Source organism: Pseudomonas kitaguniensis (assembly GCF_049199985.1).
Taxonomy (GTDB): Bacteria; Pseudomonadota; Gammaproteobacteria; order Pseudomonadales; family Pseudomonadaceae; genus Aquipseudomonas; species Aquipseudomonas kitaguniensis.
Window position 1 is genome coordinate 17,318 of record NZ_JBLZPT010000017.1, and the last position, 18,902, is coordinate 36,219.

The 18,902-nt window shown below is 60.1% G+C and carries 16 protein-coding genes; 9 read left to right on the forward strand and 7 right to left on the reverse strand.

Features of this window, described 5'->3' with window-relative positions; translation table 11 throughout:
* Positions 1–21: 21 nt before the first annotated feature.
* The 4 genes from trpE to ACOZK9_RS19530 form a co-directional block, all read right to left on the reverse strand.
* The gene (gene trpE / locus ACOZK9_RS19515; RefSeq protein WP_152749476.1) at positions 22–1,503 is read right to left on the reverse strand and encodes an anthranilate synthase component I; all 1,482 of its coding nucleotides are present in this window, start codon (positions 1,501–1,503) and stop codon (positions 22–24) included.
* 68 nt (positions 1,504–1,571) lie between these two features.
* The gene (locus ACOZK9_RS19520; RefSeq protein ID WP_058415275.1) at positions 1,572–2,390 is read right to left on the reverse strand and encodes a phosphoglycolate phosphatase; all 819 of its coding nucleotides are present in this window, start codon (positions 2,388–2,390) and stop codon (positions 1,572–1,574) included.
* The gene (gene rpe / locus ACOZK9_RS19525; RefSeq protein ID WP_058415274.1) at positions 2,387–3,061 is read right to left on the reverse strand and encodes a ribulose-phosphate 3-epimerase; all 675 of its coding nucleotides are present in this window, start codon (positions 3,059–3,061) and stop codon (positions 2,387–2,389) included. Before rpe ends, ACOZK9_RS19520 begins: the two co-directional genes overlap by 4 nt.
* 83 nt (positions 3,062–3,144) lie before the next feature.
* A complete protein-coding gene (locus ACOZK9_RS19530) occupies positions 3,145–4,293 on the reverse strand; it encodes an iron-containing alcohol dehydrogenase (protein ID WP_122251725.1) in 1,149 nt (382 codons plus the stop codon).
* Positions 4,294–5,322: 1,029 nt separating this feature from the next.
* On the opposite strand from ACOZK9_RS19530, the gene ACOZK9_RS19535 reads away from it, so the two are divergent.
* Positions 5,323–6,297: an alpha/beta hydrolase family protein gene (locus ACOZK9_RS19535; protein WP_421556372.1), complete on the forward strand. Its 975-nt coding sequence runs from the start codon at positions 5,323–5,325 to the stop codon at positions 6,295–6,297.
* Positions 6,298–6,384: 87 nt separating this feature from the next.
* Here the strand turns inward: ACOZK9_RS19535 and ACOZK9_RS19540 are convergent, their stop codons facing one another.
* The 3 genes from ACOZK9_RS19540 to ACOZK9_RS19550 are packed head-to-tail and all read right to left on the reverse strand — an operon-like array spanning position 6,385 to position 8,850.
* A complete protein-coding gene (locus ACOZK9_RS19540) occupies positions 6,385–7,152 on the reverse strand; it encodes a TerB family tellurite resistance protein (protein WP_058415271.1) in 768 nt (255 codons plus the stop codon).
* Position 7,153: 1 nt separating this feature from the next.
* Complete coding sequence (murU, locus tag ACOZK9_RS19545) at positions 7,154–7,828, reverse strand: N-acetylmuramate alpha-1-phosphate uridylyltransferase MurU (protein WP_122251727.1); 675 nt, start codon at positions 7,826–7,828, stop codon at positions 7,154–7,156.
* Complete coding sequence (locus tag ACOZK9_RS19550; protein ID WP_421556373.1) at positions 7,825–8,850, reverse strand: aminoglycoside phosphotransferase family protein; 1,026 nt, start codon at positions 8,848–8,850, stop codon at positions 7,825–7,827. The genes murU and ACOZK9_RS19550 overlap by 4 nt, the downstream gene beginning before the upstream one ends.
* A 130-nt stretch (positions 8,851–8,980) precedes the next feature.
* Between ACOZK9_RS19550 and ACOZK9_RS19555 the strand changes: the two genes are divergently transcribed.
* The 8 genes from ACOZK9_RS19555 (at position 8,981) to ACOZK9_RS19590 (ending at position 18,863) form a co-directional block, all read left to right on the forward strand.
* On the forward strand, positions 8,981–11,800 hold the full coding sequence (locus tag ACOZK9_RS19555; RefSeq protein ID WP_152746255.1) for an LPS-assembly protein LptD: 2,820 nt from the start codon (positions 8,981–8,983) through the stop codon (positions 11,798–11,800).
* On the forward strand, positions 11,781–13,115 hold the full coding sequence (locus ACOZK9_RS19560; RefSeq protein ID WP_058415295.1) for a peptidylprolyl isomerase: 1,335 nt from the start codon (positions 11,781–11,783) through the stop codon (positions 13,113–13,115). Before ACOZK9_RS19555 ends, ACOZK9_RS19560 begins: the two co-directional genes overlap by 20 nt.
* Positions 13,112–14,101, forward strand: a complete 990-nt coding sequence (gene pdxA, locus ACOZK9_RS19565; protein WP_122251730.1) for a 4-hydroxythreonine-4-phosphate dehydrogenase PdxA — start codon at positions 13,112–13,114, stop codon at positions 14,099–14,101. Before ACOZK9_RS19560 ends, pdxA begins: the two co-directional genes overlap by 4 nt.
* Positions 14,098–14,910 (forward strand): 16S rRNA (adenine(1518)-N(6)/adenine(1519)-N(6))-dimethyltransferase RsmA, encoded by an 813-nt coding sequence (rsmA, locus tag ACOZK9_RS19570; protein WP_058415266.1) that lies wholly within the window; start codon positions 14,098–14,100, stop codon positions 14,908–14,910. Before pdxA ends, rsmA begins: the two co-directional genes overlap by 4 nt.
* A gap of 153 nt (positions 14,911–15,063) precedes the next feature.
* Positions 15,064–15,444 carry a Co2+/Mg2+ efflux protein ApaG gene (apaG, locus tag ACOZK9_RS19575; protein WP_152751107.1) on the forward strand — a complete coding sequence of 127 codons (381 nt, stop codon included), beginning with the start codon at positions 15,064–15,066 and terminating at the stop codon, positions 15,442–15,444.
* Complete coding sequence (locus ACOZK9_RS19580; RefSeq protein ID WP_152751109.1) at positions 15,444–16,292, forward strand: symmetrical bis(5'-nucleosyl)-tetraphosphatase; 849 nt, start codon at positions 15,444–15,446, stop codon at positions 16,290–16,292. Before apaG ends, ACOZK9_RS19580 begins: the two co-directional genes overlap by 1 nt.
* Before the next feature lie 33 nt (positions 16,293–16,325).
* Positions 16,326–16,655: a thiosulfate sulfurtransferase GlpE gene (gene glpE, locus ACOZK9_RS19585; RefSeq protein ID WP_152751110.1), complete on the forward strand. Its 330-nt coding sequence runs from the start codon at positions 16,326–16,328 to the stop codon at positions 16,653–16,655.
* Positions 16,656–16,940: 285 nt separating this feature from the next.
* Entirely contained in the window at positions 16,941–18,863 is a 1,923-nt protein-coding gene (locus tag ACOZK9_RS19590) for a PrkA family serine protein kinase (protein ID WP_058415262.1), read from the forward strand.
* The last annotated feature ends 39 nt before the right edge of the window (positions 18,864–18,902 follow it).

Here is an 18,902-nt window from a genome sequence, read left to right on the forward strand (position 1 = left end):
CATTTGGACTTTCATCTGGCTTCAGCCTTGTGGGGGTTGCTCTGCCAACGCCACTGCGCGGAACATCGCGCGGCGTTTGTTCAGGGTTTCTTCCCATTCGAGGGCCGGCACCGAGTCGGCAACAATTCCGCCGCCCGCCTGCACATGTAACTCGCCGTTCTTGATGACGGCGGTACGGATCGCAATCGCAGTGTCCATATTGCCATTCCAGGCAAAGTACCCCACGGCGCCGCCGTAGACGCCACGCTTGACCGGCTCCAGTTCGTCGATAATTTCCATCGCGCGAATTTTAGGCGCGCCCGACAAGGTGCCCGCCGGCAGAATCGCCCGCAGCGCATCCATCGCGGTCAACCCGGCTTTCAGCTCGCCAGTGACGTTGGAGACGATGTGCATCACGTTGGAGTAACGCTCGATAACCATCTTATCGGTGAGCTTCACCGAGCCGATTTCCGAGACGCGCCCGGTGTCGTTGCGGCCCAGGTCGATGAGCATCAAGTGCTCGGCGATTTCCTTGGCGTCGCTCAGCAGGTCCTTTTCCAGCGCCAAATCGGCTTCTTCGGTCGCGCCACGCGGGCGAGTACCGGCGATCGGGCGCACGGTGATCAGGTTGTCCTCGACGCGCACCAACACTTCTGGCGAACTGCCCACGACGTGGAAGTCGCCAAAATTGAAGAAGAACATGTACGGCGTCGGGTTGAAGCAACGCAGCGCGCGGTACAGGTCGATCGGCGCGGCCTTGAAGTCGATGGACATGCGTTGCGACGGCACCACTTGCATGCAGTCACCGGCCAGGATGTAGTCCTTGATCGTATCGACCGCGCGCTCGTAGTCAGCCTGGGTAAAACTGGAGCGAAACACCGGGTCGGCGGCCGGTGGACGGCTGAGGTCCAGGCCGCGACGCGGAGTGATCGGCTGACGCAGTTTTTCCATCAGCGCTTCAAGGCTGGCCAGGCCTTGCTCGAAGGCGTCCGCCTGGGACGGGTCGGCGAGCACAATCGCGTGCATCTTGCCGGCGAGGTTGTCGAACACCACCACCGCATCAGACACCATCAGCAGAATATCCGGCACGCCCAGAGGGTCCGGGTTCGGGCATTTGCCCAAGCGTTTTTCGACGTAGCGCACGCAGTCGTAGCCGAAGTAACCGACCAGCCCGCCGTTGAAACGCGGCAGGCCAGCAATGGTCGGCACGTTGTAGCGCGCCTTGAATGCTTCGACAAAGGCCAACGGGTCTTCTACATCAAGGCTTTCGATCTCGACGCCGTCATGCGTAATGCTCACATGGTGGTCATGCACGCGCAGTACGGTACGGCACGGCAGGCCGATGATCGAGTAACGGCCCCATTTTTCGCCGCCCTGCACCGATTCCAACAAGTAGGAATTGGGCGCATCGGCCAGCTTCAGGTAGATCGACAGCGGCGTATCGAAGTCGGCCAGGGTTTCGCAGGCCAAGGGAATACGGTTGTAGCCGGCATCGGCCAAACGCAGGAATTCTTCGCGGATCATGGGGTGCCTCGTGGCTTGAGGGTCAAACGGTCAGGTGTGCAAACGTGCCGCAGCGCGGCCAGGCTCGGTCAGGCGCGCCAACGCCAGCGGGCCAGGGCCTTGATGACTTTCATCCAGAGTTTGCGAGTGACCACCACGATGGGATTTCCAGAAGGGGTTGAGTCGGTATCGGGCAACGTTATCTCAGCGCCCGCTCCCAAGCAACCGGGGATTAGCAACCGCAGATCATCAATCACCAGTGCTGGCGATTCTTCGGCAATCGGCCGGCCATGGTTATAGCCGTAGCTCAGCGCCACACACTGCACGCCCGCAGCTTTTGCGGCGAGTACATCGCTGCGCGAATCACCGACAAACAACGACTGTGAGGCCGGGATATTGGCCATTTTCATCACGAAAAACAGCGCCGCCGGGTCGGGTTTCTTTTGCGGCAAGGTATCGCCACCGATGATCCAGCGAAAATACCGGCCAATTTTCATCTGGTCCAACAGCGGCGCAACAAAACGCTCCGGTTTGTTGGTGATCAAGGCCATTTCCACGCCTTGCTTGTGCAGCCACTTGAGGGTGTCGCGCACGCCGGGGTACACCACCGTCAGCTCGTGGCTGCTTTCATACGCCGCGTTGAATAACCCCAGCGCGTGCTCGGCCTCGACGTCGTCCACCCCTTCGGCGTTGATGTGGTTGGCCAACGCGCGGCGCACCAGCATCTGCACGCCGTTGCCGACCCAGTCGCGTACCGACTCGACCCCGGCCGGCTTGCGCCCCAGCTTGAGCAGCATCTCGTCCACGGCTGCTGCCAGGTCTGGCACCGAGTCGATCAAGGTACCGTCCAGATCGAACATCACCAGCCGTGGCAGTTTGCCGGGGAACAACTGCTCGAAGCCGCTCATGGACGCGCCAGCGCCAGTTCGGCTCGCATCGTGTCGATGACTTGCTGGTAGTCCGGCGCATTGAAGATCGCCGAGCCCGCGACGAACGTGTCGGCACCGGCAGCGGCGATTTCGCGGATGTTATTGACGTTGACCCCACCGTCGATTTCCAGGCGGATGTCACGCCCCGAGGCATCGATCAGCGCACGCGCCTGGCGCAGCTTGTCGAGGGTGCCGGGGATGAACTTCTGCCCGCCGAAACCCGGGTTGACGCTCATCAGCAAGACCATGTCGACCTTGTCCATCACGTACTCAAGCACGCTCAGCGGCGTGGCCGGGTTAAATACCAGGCCCGCCTTGCAGCCGCCTTCGCGGATCAGTTGCAGGGTGCGGTCGACGTGCAGCGAGGCTTCGGGGTGGAAGGTGATGTAGGTCGCGCCGGCTTCAACGAAGTCACCGATGATGCGGTCTACCGGGCTGACCATCAGGTGCGCATCAATCGGCGCTGTGATGCCGTACTTGCGCAACGCCGCGCAAACCATCGGGCCGATGGTCAGGTTGGGCACGTAGTGGTTGTCCATGACATCGAAGTGCACGAAGTCGGCACCGGCGGCCAACACCTTGTCCACTTCTTCACCGAGGCGGGCGAAATCGGCGGAGAGAATCGATGGAGCGATAACGAAGGGCTGCATGACGCACCTTTTTGAGCTAAATCACGATGGCGCGCATTGTATACCTCATGCTTTGCCCTGCGCACCGTGACCTGACTCAACGACTAGTAAGCTGCCCGGTAGATTTTCTCGATATCCGCCGCGCTGAGCTTGCGCGGATTGTTGCGCATCAGCCGCTCGATGCCCGCCGCTTCCGTGGCCATGCCCGCGATAGCATCCTCGGGAACCCCGAAGGTGCGCAGGCCCGCCGGGATCTCGACCGCGGCGCAAAGTCGCGTCATCGCCTCTACGGCCTGGTCGGCGGCATCGTTAACACTCAAACCCGTTACGTTTACGCCCATGGCTTGGGCAATGTCGCGCATGCGCTCGACACAGGCCAGCTTGTTCCAGTGCATCACGTAGGGCAGCAACAAGGCATTGCTCACGCCGTGGGCGATATTGAAGCGCCCGCCCAGCGGGTACGCCAACGCATGCACCGCGCCCACGCCGGCATTGCCGAATGCCATGCCGGCCATCAGGCTGGCGGTGGCCATGTCATCGCGCGCCTGCAGGTTGGCAGGGTTGGCGTAGGCCTTGGGCAGCGCGTTGGCGATCAGCTTGACCGCGCCGATGGCCAGCGCGTCGGTGATCGGCGAGGCGTTCAGCGACAGATAGGATTCGATCGCGTGCACCAGCGCATCCACGCCACTGGCGGCGGTGACGCTGCGCGGGCAGGTGAGGGTCATTTGCGGGCTGATCAGAGCCACATCCGGCAGCAAGTAGTCGCTGACGATGCCTTTTTTCAGCTGCGCGACTTTGTCGGAAAGGATCGCCACATTGGTGACTTCCGAGCCCGTACCGGCGGTGGTCGGGATGGCGATCAGCGGCGGGCCTTTACGCGGCACTTGATCGACGCCGAACAGGTCCGCCAGTGCGCCGTGGTAACCGGCATAGGCCGCGACGCTCTTGGCAATGTCGATAGCACTGCCGCCGCCCAGGCCGATCAGGCCGTCATGCCCGCCCTCGCGGTACACGCGCATGCAGTCTTCGACGATGGCGATTTCCGGGTCGGGCAGCACGCGGTCGAAAATCTCGTAGGCGCGGTCGCCCAAGTGCGCCAACGCCAGGGCAACCGTGCCGGATTTGACCAGCGCGGCATCGGTGACGATCAGCGGGTTATCTACATCCAGGCGCGTGAGTTCGGCAGCCAATTGCTCAATGGCACCCGCGCCGGTCAGCAGTTTGTGGGCGATCTTGAATGAGGAAGTACTCATGTGCGCGGCCTCTTATTAATAGATGGGCTGGCATTGAGAGTAGCTGACTGAAAAGCGTTGTCTTCCATTCAGCAGCTGAATGGTCATTACCCGGCCAACACAAAACCACTGTGGGAGGGGCTGGCTCCCGATAGCGTTTTGTCAGTTGATGAATAAGTCGGCTGGCACTCCGCCATCGGGAGCAAGCCCCCTCCCACATGTTGATGGCTGCCGGGCTTTAGACCTGGGCGGTGGGTCAGCAACAGTAATGGCGACCTCAGGCCCAACGCAAAACCACTGTGGGAGGGGGCTGGCTCCTGATAGCATTTTGTCAGTTGATGAATAGTCGGCTGACACTCCGTGATCGGGAGCAAGCCCCCTCCCACATGTTGATCGCTGCCGGGCTTTAGACTTGGGCGGTGGGTCAGCAACAGTAATGGTGATCTCAGGCCCAATACAAAATCACTGTGGGAGGGGGCTTGCTCCCGATAGCATTTTGTCAGTTGATGAATAAGTCGGCTGACACTCCGCCATCGGGAGCAAGCCCCCTCCCACAGGTTGATGGCTGCTGGGGTTTAGACCTGAGCGGTGGGTCAGCAACAGTAATGGTGACCTCAGGCCCAACACAAAACCACTGTGGGAGGGGGCTCGCTCCCGATAGCATTTTGTCAGTTGATGAATAAGTCGGCTGGCACTCCGTCATCGGGAGCAAGCCCCCTCCCACATGTTGACGTCTGCCGGGCTTTAGACCTAAGCGATGGGTCAGTAGCAGTAATGGTGACCTCAGGCCCAACACAAAACCACTGTGGGAGGGGGCTGGCTCCCGACAGCATTTTGTCAGTTGATGAATAAGTCGGCTGGCACTCCGTCATCGGGAGCAAGCCCCCTCCCACATGTTGATCGCTGCTAGGGTTTAGACCTGGGCCAAGGCAAAACACACACAGCCTATAATCAGCAGGAAGCGAAAACCCATGATCCACGTCTCACATCACTGACAAATACTGACCAACCTATTAGGCTGCTGTAATCACTTCTGGCCGGATTTTAACAATGCCCTATCGAAACCGCTCGGCACTGCCAGCATTGTGCCTGTCGCTGCTATTTACCAGCGTCTTTTCTGTTCAGGCCGCCGACGAACCCGCATCCACCGCAGAAAAACCGCTGGAACGCCAAGCTTTGCCCGAACGCAGCAAGGAAGAGGCCAACGCCCTTGAACGCATAATTCCCCAGCAACAGCAGCAACAGTTGCAGGCCGGCAGTGATTCGTTCCTGGCACTGTGGAAACCGGCCAACAGCGCAGAAGCCGAAGGCGTGGTGATTATCGTACCGGGCGCGGGCGAAAGTGCTGACTGGCCGCAAGCAATCGCGCCGTTGCGCAACAAATTACCGGACGCCAACTGGGGCACCCTCAGCCTGTCGCTGCCGGATGTGAACATGGACACGCTGCCACCGCGGGTCATCGAAGCCCCCAAGGCGGCCGTCGACACCAGCAGCAAAGACGGCAGCACGGCCGCCAAACCCATCGAGCAAGCGGCCAGCGCCGAAGCCGAAGGCACGGACCCGGCGGTGGTGCCGGGCGCAGATGAACAGGACAAGACCGACGCCAAGCGGATTTTCGACCGCATCGACGCCGGTGTTGCCTTTGCCCTAACCCAAGGCGCGCGCAGCGTAGTGCTGCTCGGGCATGGCACCGGCGCCTGGTGGGCGGCGCGTTACCTGAGCGAGAAGCAGCCATCTCAGGTGCAGAAGCTGGTGATGGTGGCCGGCAAGACGCCGGTGGCTCGGCAGCCAGACCTGCAAAAACTCGCGCCTACGCTGAAAGTGCCTACGGCGGATGTGTTCTATCAAGACGGCGCACAAGAGCGCAAGGATGCATTGGCACGTGTTCAGGCGGCCAAGCGGGCGAAGAATGACGGTTATAAACAGGTGTCACTGAAGACCCTGCCCGGTAACAGCTCGGCCGAGCAAGAGCAGTTGTACCGGCGAATTCGCGGGTGGCTGAGCCCACAGCCGGCCACCGACTGATTTGGGTTGGGTTACGCCATCGCGGTTCAACGGGGCGCGTTGATCGTTCCCACGCGTGGGAACGATCATTTACGAGCAGTAGAACGACTATCGAAAATCGCGGCGCTCGCGAATCAACGCATAAGCATTGTGCAACTCGCGCGTTCGCTCAGTCGCCTCGCGCACCTGAGCAGGCGTAGCGCCACTGCCGGCGATTTTGTCCGGGTGATGCCGGCTGAGCAGTCGGCGATAAGCCCGTTTGATCGCGTCAGGCTCAGCCGTCGCCGTCACACCCAACACCCGCAACGCTTCCTGATACGCACCACCGCGATTAGCCAACGGTTTACGCTCCGGTGCGAAATCCAGCGCCAGCGCCTGCAACTGCTGCGGCGTCCAACCGAGCCACTTTCCCCACAGGTTGATCAAGCGGCACTCAACCTCATCCGCCCTGCCATCCGCCCACGCCATCCGCCAACACGCACGCAAAACGCCTTCCGCAGCATGCGGCTGAGCCTTGAGCACGCGCAGATACGTGCGCATGCCGTCAGAACCCGACTTGCCGCGATTAAACGCATTAATCGCCCGGCGCTGGGCGGACTCGCTCATGTCCAACGAACGCATTTCTTGCCGCGCCTGCTGAATATGCCCGTCCACCACCCGCCCGTTACTTTTGGCCAGGCGCCCCAACAGCACGAACAGCAATTCATCGTTGCGTAACGCCGGGCGCCCGCCGAGGCGCTCGCGCAACTGCGCCCAACTCTGCAGTTGCAGGCGGCGGTCCAGCGCCTGCCCCAGCAATGCGCCCAACAAGGCCCCCGGAATACTGGCAATGGCATAGCCAGCCCCGGCGCCGATCAGCGTCCCTGGCCATAACATTTTATTGCCCCGCAGTCAGCAAGGTTTCGACCTGCGCCAGACGCTCCAGCGTGCCGACATCAATCCAGCGTCCCGTCATGTGCTCCCCCGTTACCAGACCTTTCGCCATCGCCGCGCGCAACAACGGCGCCAGCTTGAAGGCGCCCGCGCTGCAACCTGCGAACAACTGCGGGTCGAGCACTGAAATGCCACTGAAGGTCAGGTTATCGGCACCGGGCGCCGCATCATGAAGCAACTGCTGATCCAGGTAAAAATCACCGCCTGACGGGTGATGCGCCGGGTTATCCACCATCACCAAATGGGCCAGGCCCTGAAGGGGCTGGCGCAACCGGGTGAAATCGTAGTCCGTCCAAATATCCCCGTTGACCACCAGGAAGGGTTCGTCGCCCAACAGCGGCAATGCCTGAAAGATCCCGCCGCCGGTTTCCAGCGGCTCGCCTTCGGCTGAGTACTGAATACGCAGGCCATACTGCGCGCCGTCGCCCAGGTAGCTTTCGATCTGCTGCCCAAGCCAGGCATGGTTGATCACAATATCGGTGAAACCCGCCTTGGCCAGTGCTTCCAGGTGATATTCGATCAACCGCTTGCCACCCGCCTGCACCAGCGGCTTGGGCGTGTGCAGCGTCAGCGGGCGCATGCGCTCGCCTTTGCCGGCCGCCAAAATCATGGCCTTCATAGGCCGGCCTCGACCGGTTGGCGCACACTGGCCAGCAACTCAGCCAACGCGTCCAATTCAGGCCGGTCTGCCAGTACCGCTTCTATATAAGCAAAGAAGCGTGGCACGTCCGCCAGGTAGCGCGGCTTGCCGTCACGGTGGCAGATGCGCGCAAAAATGCCGATTACCTTGAGGTGGCGCTGCACGCCCATCAGGTCGCTGGCCCGCAGGAACTCTTCAAAGTCTGCCTGTACAGGAATGCCCAGCGCGCCGGCGCGCTGCCAGTAACCGCGCTGCCATTCACGCACACGGGCGTGGGGCCAACTGAGGAACGCGTCCTTGAACAGGCACGTGATGTCGTAGGTGACCGGGCCGTAGACCGCGTCCTGAAAATCCAGCACGCCGGGGTTTGGCTGGCTGATCATCAGGTTGCGCGGCATATAGTCGCGATGCACCAGTACTTTTGGCTGGGCCAGGGCGCTGTCGATCAAGTGATCGCTGGCGCGCTGCCAGAGCGCGTGTTGCTGGGCGTCGAACGTGATGCCCAAGTGCCTTTTAACGTACCACTCCGGAAACAATTCCAGCTCACGGCGCAACAAGGCGACGTCATAACTGGGCAACGGCGCGTCCATCGGCAATTGCTGAAACGCGAGCAACGCATCGATGGCATCGGCAAACAATTGATCGGCGTTTTTGTCGTCAATCACGTCCAGATAGGTTTTTGTGCCCAGGTCATTCAGCAAAAGAAAGCCGCGCGGCAAATCTTCTGCATAAATTTTTGGAACGTTTATGCCGGATTTCGCGAGTAAATCAGCGATATCGACGAAAGGTTTGCAGTTTTCCTGGGGTGGCGGTGCGTCCATTACGACAAAACCATGCCCACCGCCTTCCCACCGGAAGTAACGCCTGAAACTCGCGTCACTGCTGGCCGCAGTCAATGTGGCCGGGGGTACGGAGCCCCAACCTTGCGCGTTGAAAAGGATCGGCAACTGCTCATCCAGCCAGACTTTCAGCTGTTGTAAACGTAGATCTTGCTCGGGCATTACAAGGGTCTCCGACGGCGCTAGCCGTCAAGCGGGTCATGCTTTATTATCACGCATCTTTTTCAGACCATCGAGAGGCGTGCGGCCCACACCGCGGGCAGATGGCACGCAGGAAGCCCGGACTAATAAGATGGCATTGAAATCCCCCGCGTTTCGTAGAAAATTTCCGTTGCTGGTAACCGGCAGTCTGCTGGCCATGCAACCTTTCGCCACCTCATTCGTGGTCGCCGCGGAACAGTATGACTGCTCAGTCTCTGCTTCGGGTGCCTGGGATTGTGCGCCGAAAAGCGCCGCAGCCCCATTGCCACCGCGACCGGTGCATGACGGTGCAGCCGTCAGCTCGGCCAACAGCACGGCGCAAGCCGACGCTGGTGGCAGCGCCGAGGCCGCACCGAAGACCGCTCTGGTTACCGAGTCCAAGGGCCGTGGCCTGCGTTCGCGCAGCGCCGACTATAGCCACCTGGACTGGGTGCCTCGCGAGAAGCTGACCGCCGCCCAGTTGGCCGAAACCGGTCCTTATTGCTCCGGCGCGTACATCGAGCCGATGCGTCCCGGCATGAACGACAAGACCAACAAGAGCGATGCGCCGACCTTTATCGGTGCCAAGGCCTCTCGTTACGAGCAGGAACAGCAAGTCGCGACCCTGGCCGGTGACGTCGTCATGCGCCAGGGCAGCATGCAGCTGGAATCTGAAGAGGCCAGCCTGTATCAGGCCGAGAACCGTGGCGAGCTGAACGGCAACGTTCGCTTGCGCGACAACGGTGCGCTGATCGTCGGCGATCATGCCCAGGTACAGCTCGATACCGGCGCGGCCCAGATCGACAACGCTGAATACGTGATGCACAAGTCGCGTATCCGCGGTAACGCGCTGTACGCAAAACGTGCTGAAAACGCGATCATCCGTCTCAAAGACGGTACGTACACCACGTGCGAGCCAGACAGCAACGCCTGGCAACTGCGCGGCAACAACATCACGTTGAACCCCGCCACCGGTTTCGGTACGGCGACCAACGCGACGCTGCGGATCAAGAACATTCCGATCCTGTACACCCCGTACATCTATTTCCCGATCGACGATCGTCGTCAATCCGGCTTCCTGCCGCCGAGCTTCAGCACCGGCAGCGAAAGCGGCTTTACACTCGTCACGCCTTACTACTTCAACCTGGCGCCGAACTACGACGCCACGTTGTACCCGCAATACATGACCAAGCGCGGCATGATGATGGAAGGCGAGTTCCGCTACCTCACCAAGTCCAGCGAAGGCCAGTTCGGCGGTGCGTACCTGAACGACGACAACGACGAGCGCAACAAGCAGAGCGATTACGAAAGTACCCGCTACATGCTCAATTGGCAGCACCGTGGCGGCTTGGACTCGCGGATATCGACCCAGGTCGATTACACCAAAATCAGCGATCCTTATTACTTCCAGGACCTGAAGTCCTACGAGGAAGGGGTTCAAAACCGCGACTTCCTTAACCAGCAAGGTTCTGTGACGTATCGGGGCGACTCGTATCAAGCCCGCGTTAACCTGCAGGCTTACCAGCTGTCGACGATCTCGCAGATCACGCCTTATGACCGGTTGCCGCAGATTACCTTCAACGGTGCGCTGCCTTACCATCCAGGCGGGCTGAACTTTACCTATGAGACGGAAGCTGTTCGGTTTGAACGCGACCTCGAAAGTGGCACGTTTACAGATGAAAACGGTGCTACGTCACCGCGTCTGGACACCAACGTCGCCGGTCTCACGCGTGCAAACGGTACGCGCCTGACCGCCGCCCCGGCCGTCGATTACCCGATGAACTGGACCTACGGTTTTATTACGCCGAAGCTCAAGTACGTCTATACCAAGTACGATCTTGACCTGGACAGCAAAGGCAAGAACGACATTATTGCCGCTCAAGCCGCTGCTCTGGCGCCGGGTGCTTCTCCTTACGCAGGCGGGGTGTTCAAAAGCTCCCAGGACCGCGCAATTCCAGTCGCCAGCGTCGACAGCGGCCTGTACTTCGACCGCAATACCAATTGGTTCGGCAAAGAGTATCGCCAGACCCTGGAGCCGCGTGCCTACTATCTCTATGTGCCTAACAAGGACCAAAGCGATATTCCGGTATTCGACACCAGTGAGTACTCGTTCAGCTACGCCTCGCTGTTCCGCGATAACCGCTTCAGCGGCACCGACCGGATCGGCGACGAGAACAAGCTGTCCCTGGGCTTGACCAGCCGCTGGATCGAAGAGAACGGCTTTGAACGTCAGCGCGTTTCCGTGGGCCAGGCGGTGTACTTCAAGAACCGCGAGGTTCAACTGCCGGGCATCCTGGCGGCTGATCGTGCCGACGCACAGTCCGATGTATCGCCAATCGCCCTGGAATACGAGTTCCGCTTCAACCGCGACTGGCGCGCCACGGCCGACTACAACTGGGACACTGAAGAGCACAGCCCACGTTCGGGCAGCGCGATGTTCCACTACCAGCCGGAAGACAACCCGAACAAGATCATCAACCTCGGCTACCGCTATCGCAACGACCAGGTGGTGTACAACCAGCTGACCGGCAAGTGGCAGTTTGGTGGTGACTACAGCGTGCCATCGGATACCGCGAACTACGTGAAGGATTACTACAAAATCCAGCAACACGACTTCTCGATGATGTGGCCGATCATTCCGCAGTGGAACCTGATCTCCCGCTGGCAGTATGACTATGCCCGCAACCGTACCCTGGAAGCCTTCGGTGGTTTCGAGTACGACAACTGCTGCTGGAAACTGCGCGTCATCAACCGTTACTGGGTTTCCAACGACGAATACAGCCAGATCGCCCCGCTTAACGAAAAGGGTGACCACGGGCTCTTCTTCCAGGTGGTCCTTAAAGGACTCGGCGGCCTGACCGGCGCCAAGGTAGAGAGCTTCCTCGACAAAGGCATTCAAGGTTATCGTGAACGTGAAGATCAAGCTTTCTGATTGCTTGCGCCCACTCGTGCTGGGCGCGCTGTTCCTGGGGACCGCATCGGCACACGCTGCGGTTCAACAGCTGGACAAGGTAGTGGCCATCGTCGATAACGACGTGATCATGCAGAGCCAACTGGACCAACGGGTCAAGGAAGTTCAGCAAACCATCGCCAAGCGTGGCGGCGGCGTACCGCCTACCAGCGTACTGGACCCACAGGTGCTGGAACGCCTGATCGTCGAAAACCTGCAACTGCAGATCGGCGATCGTTCCGGCATTCGTATTTCGGACGAAGAACTGAACCAGGCCGTCGGCACCATCGCTCAACGCAACAACATGAGCATTGACCAGTTCCGTGCTGCCCTGGCCCACGACGGTTTGTCCTATGAGGACGCGCGTGACCAGATCCGCCGCGAAATGATCATCAGCCGTGTGCGTCAGCGCCGTGTGGCCGAGCGGGTTCAGGTGTCCGAGCAGGAAGTCAAAAACTTCCTGGCCTCCGACCTTGGCAAGATGCAGCTCTCCGAAGAGCTGCACCTGGCCAACATTCTGATCCCGACCCCGGACAGCGCCAACGCCGAGCAGCTCAATGCGGCCGCCGCAAAAACTCAGGCAGTTTATGACCGCCTGAAAGCCGGTGCTGATTTTGCGCAGACCGCCATTGCCGTATCGGGCAGCGACAACGCCCTGGACGGCGGTGATATGGGCTGGCGTAAAGCTGCCCAATTGCCACCCCCGTTCGACCGTGAGCTGAGCGCCATGCAGCCGGGTGAAATCACCCAGCCAGCACGTACGCCAGGCGGTTTTATTATCCTTAAGTTGCTGGAAAAACGCGGCGGCGAGACCTCGCTGAGAGACGAAGTGCATGTTCGTCACATTCTGGTCAAACCAAGCGAAATCCGTACCGAGGCGCAAACCAAGGAACTGGCCCAGAAGATCTATGACCGCATAGAGGCGGGTGAAGACTTCGCCACCTTGGCCAAGAGCTTCTCGGAAGACCCGGGCTCTGCCCTTAACGGCGGCGACCTGAACTGGATCGACCCGAAAGCACTGGTGCCGGAGTTCCAGGACGTCATGGCCAAGACGCCGCAAGGTGTGCTGTCCAAGCCGTTCAAAACTCAATATGGCTGGCACGTACTGGAAGTGCTGGGTCGCCGTGCGACTGACAACACCAACCAGGCCCGCGAGCAACAAGCACTGACCGTTTTGCGTAACCGCAAGTACGACGAAGAGCTGCAAACCTGGTTGCGTCAGATCCGTGACGAAGCCTATGTAGAAAACAAGCTGCCAGGCGCCGAACAAACAGGCACCGACCAGGCAGCCCAGTGAAACCACAGCGTTTCGCGGTAACACCCGGCGAGCCGGCCGGCATTGGTCCAGACCTGTGCCTGCTGCTCGCCTCGCAACCCCAGCCACACCCCCTGATTGCCATTACCAGCCGCGACCTGCTCCTTGAGCGGGCCGCGCAACTGGGCGTGGCCGTCACGCTGCTGGACGCGGCGCCAGGCAACTGGCCCGACCAGCCGGCACCGGCGGGCAGCCTGTATGTGTGGCACACCCCACTGCAAGCCGACGTGGTTGCCGGCCAGTTGAACAAGGCCAACGCGGCATTTGTGCTGGAAACCCTGACGCGTGCCGGCCAAGGCTGCCTCGACGGCGACTTCGCCGGCATGATCACCGCACCCGTGCACAAGGGTGTGATCAATGAATCCGGCATCGCCTTTTCCGGCCATACCGAGTTCCTTGCAGAGCTGACCCACACCGCCCAAGTGGTGATGATGTTGGCTACACGCGGCTTGCGCGTGGCCTTGGTCACCACGCACCTGCCGCTGCGTGATATTGCCGATGCCATCACCGCCGAGCGCATTGAGCGCGTCACTCGTATTCTGTACACCGACCTGCAACAGAAGTTCGGCATTGCCCAACCACGCATCCTGGTCTGTGGGCTCAACCCGCATGCCGGTGAAGGCGGCCACTTGGGCCATGAAGAAATCGACATCATTGAACCGACATTAGAGCGTCTGCGCCAAGAAGGCATGGACCTGCGCGGCCCACTGCCAGCGGACACTCTGTTTACCCCCAAATATCTGGAGCACTGCGACGCAGTGCTGGCGATGTACCATGACCAGGGGCTGCCCGTGCTGAAATACAAAGGCTTCGGCGCCGCAGTCAACGTGACACTAGGCCTGCCGATCATCCGCACCTCTGTCGACCATGGCACTGCCCTGGACTTGGCAGGCAGCGGCAAGATCGATACCGGCAGCCTGCACGTGGCCCTGGAAACCGCCTATCAGATGGCCGAGACCCGACTATGACCGAGCATTACCAACACCGGGCGCGCAAGCGCTTCGGGCAAAACTTCCTGCACGACGCTGGCGTAATCGACCGCATCCTGCGCTCCATCCACGCCAAATCTTCCGACCGCTTGCTGGAAATCGGCCCGGGCCAGGGCGCACTGACCAAAGGCCTGCTGAACAGCGGTGGCCAACTGGACGTGGTTGAGTTGGACAAGGACCTGATCCCGATCCTCAATCAGCAATTCGCCGGCATGCCTAACTTCAACCTGCACCAGGGCGATGCACTGAAGTTCGACTTCACCAGCCTTGATGCAGCCCCCAACAGCCTGCGTGTGGTCGGCAACCTGCCATACAACATCTCCACGCCGCTGATTTTTCACCTGTTGAACAACGCAGGCCTCATCCGCGACATGCACTTCATGCTGCAAAAAGAAGTGGTTGAGCGTTTGGCCGCAGGCCCTGGCGGCGGCGATTGGGGCCGCCTGTCGATCATGGTTCAGTACCACTGCCGCGTGGAACACCTGTTCAACGTCGGCCCTGGCGCGTTTAACCCGCCGCCGAAGGTTGATTCGGCCATCGTGCGCCTGGTGCCACACGCCGTGCTGCCGCACCCGGCCAAAGATCACAAGTTGCTGGAGCGCGTGGTACGTGAAGCGTTCAACCAGCGCCGCAAAACCTTGCGCAACACGCTGAAGAACCTGCTCAGCAACGACGAAATCCAGGCCGCCGGCGTTGATGGCAGCCTGCGCCCCGAGCAACTGGACCTGGCAGCGTTCGTGCGCCTGGCCGACCAGTTGGCCATACAGCCTGCGCCCGCCGCGGACTAAAGCCTGCGGTAGCGGGCTTGCTCGCGATGCATCAGCCAGTGCGCGCTGATGCTATCGCGACAAGCCTGTCAGCATTTCTGGCCTAGTGCCCTGCTCTTGGCCTAGACTGACCCGCATCTGCTGTCCCCAGCTTTTGCTTTTAAGGCCTCTTGCATGTCCGATCCTCGCTACCAGATCGACGTCAGCGTCGTTACCCGCTTCCTCGCGGACCAGTCCCAACCCGAACATAACCGTTTCGCTTTTGCTTACACCATTACCGTGGAAAACAACGGGCAGGTGCCGGCCAAGCTGCTGTCGCGCCACTGGGTGATCACCGACGGTGACGGCCAGGTCGAGGAAGTGCGCGGCGCGGGTGTGGTCGGCCAGCAACCTTTGATCGAACCCGGCGCGAGCCACAAATACAGCAGCGGCACGGTGATGACCTCCAAGGTCGGCACCATGCAGGGTTCGTTTCAGATGAAAGCCACTGACGGCAAACTGTTCGATGCCATCATTGCGCCCTTCCGCCTCGCGGTGCCAGGGGCGCTGCACTGATGACGACGTACGCGGTGGGCGACCTGCAAGGCTGCCTCGAGCCTCTCAAGTGCTTGCTGGAGCGGGTCGCCTTCGACCCGGCACACGACCGCTTGTGGCTGGTCGGTGACCTGGTCAATCGCGGCCCCGAGTCCCTCGCCACCCTGCGTTACCTGTATAACCTGCGCGATTCACTGGTGTGCGTACTGGGCAACCACGACCTGCACCTGCTGGCGGCCGACAAGAACATCGAGCGCCTGAAAAAGGGCGACACCCTGCGCGAAATTCTTGAAGCGCCAGACCGCGCGCAACTGCTGGATTGGCTGCGCCGACAAAAACTCATGCATTACGACGAAGGCCGTAACACCGCCTTGGTGCATGCGGGCATCCCGCCCCAATGGACGCTGAAAAAAGCCCTCAAGTGCGCTGCCGAAGTTGAAAGCGCACTCGCCGATGACGCCCTGTACAACGCCTACCTCGACGGCATGTACGGCAACGAACCGGTCAAGTGGGACAACGACCTGAGCGGCGTGCCCCGCCTGCGCGTGATCACCAACTACTTCACGCGCATGCGTTTCTGCACCGCCGAAGGCAAGCTGGACCTCAAGAGCAAGGAAGGCGCCGATACCGCACTGCCCGGCTATAAGCCGTGGTTTGCGCACAAGGAACGCAAAACCCGTGACACGAAGATCATCTTCGGCCACTGGGCGGCCCTTGAAGGCAAATGCGAAGAACCCGGCGTGTTCGCCCTCGACACCGGCTGCGTGTGGGGCGGCAGCATGACCCTGATGAACATCGACACCGGCGAGCGCCTGAACTGCCAGTGCAACGCCCCTATTCCCGTTACACTGCCGGCCGCCCAGCGCTAGACGCCGCTTGCAACCCTGCCCAAGGAGCCCGCCATGAGCGAATTCAAACGTATCTCTCCCGAACAAGCACAGGCCCTGCGCGAGCAAGGTGCTGTGGTCGTCGACATCCGCGATCAGCCGACGTACGCCGCCGCGCATATCAGCGGTGCACGGCGTTTGGACAACGTCAACATTGCCGACTTCATCCGCGCAGCCGACCTCGACGCGCCAGTGATCGTGGGGTGCTACCACGGCAATTCCAGCCAGAGCGCAGCGGCTTATCTGATCAGCCAGGGCTTCAGCGACGTCTACAGCCTGGACGGTGGCTTTGAACTGTGGCGTACGACCTATCCTGCAGACATTGACTCCGGCGATTCGCAATAATTTTTTTCACACCCCGCTACCCCGCGTGACGCTTGGGCTCGCGCCGTTTCTGACAAACGGCGCGGGCAAACTAATTACGCATCCCGCCTTGACCTCCCCGATTCCGAACTATCCTTAAGCGCAGGCCATCCAAATCAGGGGAGAGCCGGTACACCGGCGTGCGGGTCATCGGTAACGTTTCAGGGTGTTCTGGGGGGAAAACGGTCATTGGTAATCACCAATGACTGCCAGCATCGACTGATTGACCCGGCGTCGGCTCCACGTATCGAGCGAGGTGACGACGTCATGAGTATCTTTAGCCACTTCCAACAGCGCTTTGAGTCCACACAGCACGAAGAACTCTCGTTGCAAGAGTATCTCGACCTGTGCAAAAAGGACCGCAGCACCTATGCGTCTGCCGCCGAACGCCTGCTATTGGCGATTGGCGAGCCTCAACTGGTCGAAACGGCCAATAATTCGCGCCTGTCGCGAATCTTCTCCAACAAGGTGATCCGCCGCTACCCGGCCTTTGAAGACTTCCACGGCATGGAAGAATGCATTGACCAGATCGTCTCCTACTTCCGCCATGCCGCCCAAGGCCTGGAAGAGAAGAAACAGATCCTGTACCTGCTCGGCCCTGTCGGCGGCGGTAAGTCGTCGCTGGCCGAAAAGCTCAAACAGTTGATCGAAAAGGTACCCTTCTACGCCATCAAGGGTTCACCGGTGTTCGAGTCGCCTTTGGGGCTGTTCAACGCCACGGAAGATGGCGCGATCCTCGAAGAAGACTTCGGCATTCCACGGCGTTACCTCAATACCATCATGTCGCCTTGGGCCACCAAGCGCCTCGCCGAATTTGGCGGGGATATTAGCCAGTTCCGCGTGGTCAAACTCTACCCGTCGATCCTCAACCAGATCGGCGTGGCCAAGACTGAACCGGGTGATGAGAACAACCAGGATATTTCGGCGCTCGTGGGCAAGGTTGATATTCGCAAACTCGAGGAATTCCCGCAGAACGACGCCGATGCCTACAGTTATTCGGGCGCGCTGTGCCGGGCCAACCAAGGCTTGATGGAGTTCGTCGAAATGTTCAAGGCACCGATCAAGGTGCTGCACCCACTGCTTACCGCGACCCAGGAAGGTAACTACAACAGCACCGAAGGCCTCGGCGCGATTCCGTTCACCGGCATTCTGCTGGCCCACTCCAACGAGTCGGAATGGCACACCTTCCGCAACAACAAAAACAACGAAGCCTTCATCGACCGGATCTACATCGTCAAGGTGCCGTACTGCTTGCGGGTCAGCGATGAAATCAAAATCTACGACAAACTGCTGTTTAACAGTTCCTTGGCCAAAGCCCATTGCGCGCCTGACACGCTGAAGATGCTGGCGCAGTTCACCGTGCTGTCGCGCCTCAAAGAGCCGGAAAACTCGAACATTTACTCGAAGATGCGCGTGTACGACGGCGAAAACCTTAAGGACACCGACCCCAAGGCCAAGTCGATTCAGGAATACCGCGACACGGCGGGCGTGGATGAGGGCATGAACGGCCTTTCCACGCGGTTCGCTTTCAAGATCCTCTCCAAAGTCTTCAACTTCGACCCGCACGAGATTGCCGCCAACCCGGTGCACCTGCTTTACGTGCTGGAACAGCAAATCGAACAAGAGCAATTCCAGGCCGAGACCCGCGAGCGCTACCTGCGCTTCCTCAAGGAATACCTGGCGCCGCGCTACATCGAGTTTATCGGCAAGGAAATCCAGACCGCGTACCTGGAGTCCTACAGCGAGTACGGCCAAAACATCTTCGACCGCTACGTGCTGTACGCAGACTTCTGGATTCAGGACCAGGAATACCGCGACCCGGAAACCGGCGAAATTCTCAACCGCGTGGCCCTCAACGAGGAGCTCGAGAAGATTGAGAAACCCGCCGGCATCAGCAATCCGAAGGATTTCCGCAACGAAATCGTCAACTTCGTGCTGCGCGCCCGGGCCAACAATAATGGCAAGAACCCTACCTGGCTCAGCTACGAGAAGCTGCGGGTGGTTATCGAGAAGAAAATGTTCTCCAACACCGAGGACCTGCTGCCGGTCATCAGCTTCAACGCCAAGGCCAGCAAGGAGGACCAGCAAAAACACAACGACTTCGTCACGCGAATGGTCGAACGTGGCTACACCGACAAACAGGTACGCCTTCTTTCGGAATGGTACCTACGGGTCCGGAAATCGCAGTAAGAGAGGCAGCGGCAAGCTTTTAGCTACAAGCTGCAAGGC

Bases quoted from the DNA above. Each gene is read 5' to 3' on its own strand.
- trpE (WP_152749476.1), bottom strand. From the start codon at position 1,503: ATGATCCGCGAAGAATTCCTGCGTTTGGCCGATGCCGGCTACAACCGT.
- ACOZK9_RS19520 (WP_058415275.1), bottom strand. From the start codon at position 2,390: ATGAGCGGCTTCGAGCAGTTGTTCCCCGGCAAACTGCCACGGCTGGTG.
- rpe (WP_058415274.1), bottom strand. From the start codon at position 3,061: ATGCAGCCCTTCGTTATCGCTCCATCGATTCTCTCCGCCGATTTCGCC.
- ACOZK9_RS19530 (WP_122251725.1), bottom strand. From the start codon at position 4,293: ATGAGTACTTCCTCATTCAAGATCGCCCACAAACTGCTGACCGGCGCG.
- ACOZK9_RS19535 (WP_421556372.1), top strand. From the start codon at position 5,323: ATGCCCTATCGAAACCGCTCGGCACTGCCAGCATTGTGCCTGTCGCTG.
- ACOZK9_RS19540 (WP_058415271.1), bottom strand. From the start codon at position 7,152: ATGTTATGGCCAGGGACGCTGATCGGCGCCGGGGCTGGCTATGCCATT.
- murU (WP_122251727.1), bottom strand. From the start codon at position 7,828: ATGAAGGCCATGATTTTGGCGGCCGGCAAAGGCGAGCGCATGCGCCCG.
- ACOZK9_RS19550 (WP_421556373.1), bottom strand. From the start codon at position 8,850: ATGCCCGAGCAAGATCTACGTTTACAACAGCTGAAAGTCTGGCTGGAT.
- ACOZK9_RS19555 (WP_152746255.1), top strand. From the start codon at position 8,981: ATGGCATTGAAATCCCCCGCGTTTCGTAGAAAATTTCCGTTGCTGGTA.
- rsmA (WP_058415266.1), top strand. From the start codon at position 14,098: ATGACCGAGCATTACCAACACCGGGCGCGCAAGCGCTTCGGGCAAAAC.
- apaG (WP_152751107.1), top strand. From the start codon at position 15,064: ATGTCCGATCCTCGCTACCAGATCGACGTCAGCGTCGTTACCCGCTTC.
- ACOZK9_RS19580 (WP_152751109.1), top strand. From the start codon at position 15,444: ATGACGACGTACGCGGTGGGCGACCTGCAAGGCTGCCTCGAGCCTCTC.
- glpE (WP_152751110.1), top strand. From the start codon at position 16,326: ATGAGCGAATTCAAACGTATCTCTCCCGAACAAGCACAGGCCCTGCGC.
- ACOZK9_RS19590 (WP_058415262.1), top strand. From the start codon at position 16,941: ATGAGTATCTTTAGCCACTTCCAACAGCGCTTTGAGTCCACACAGCAC.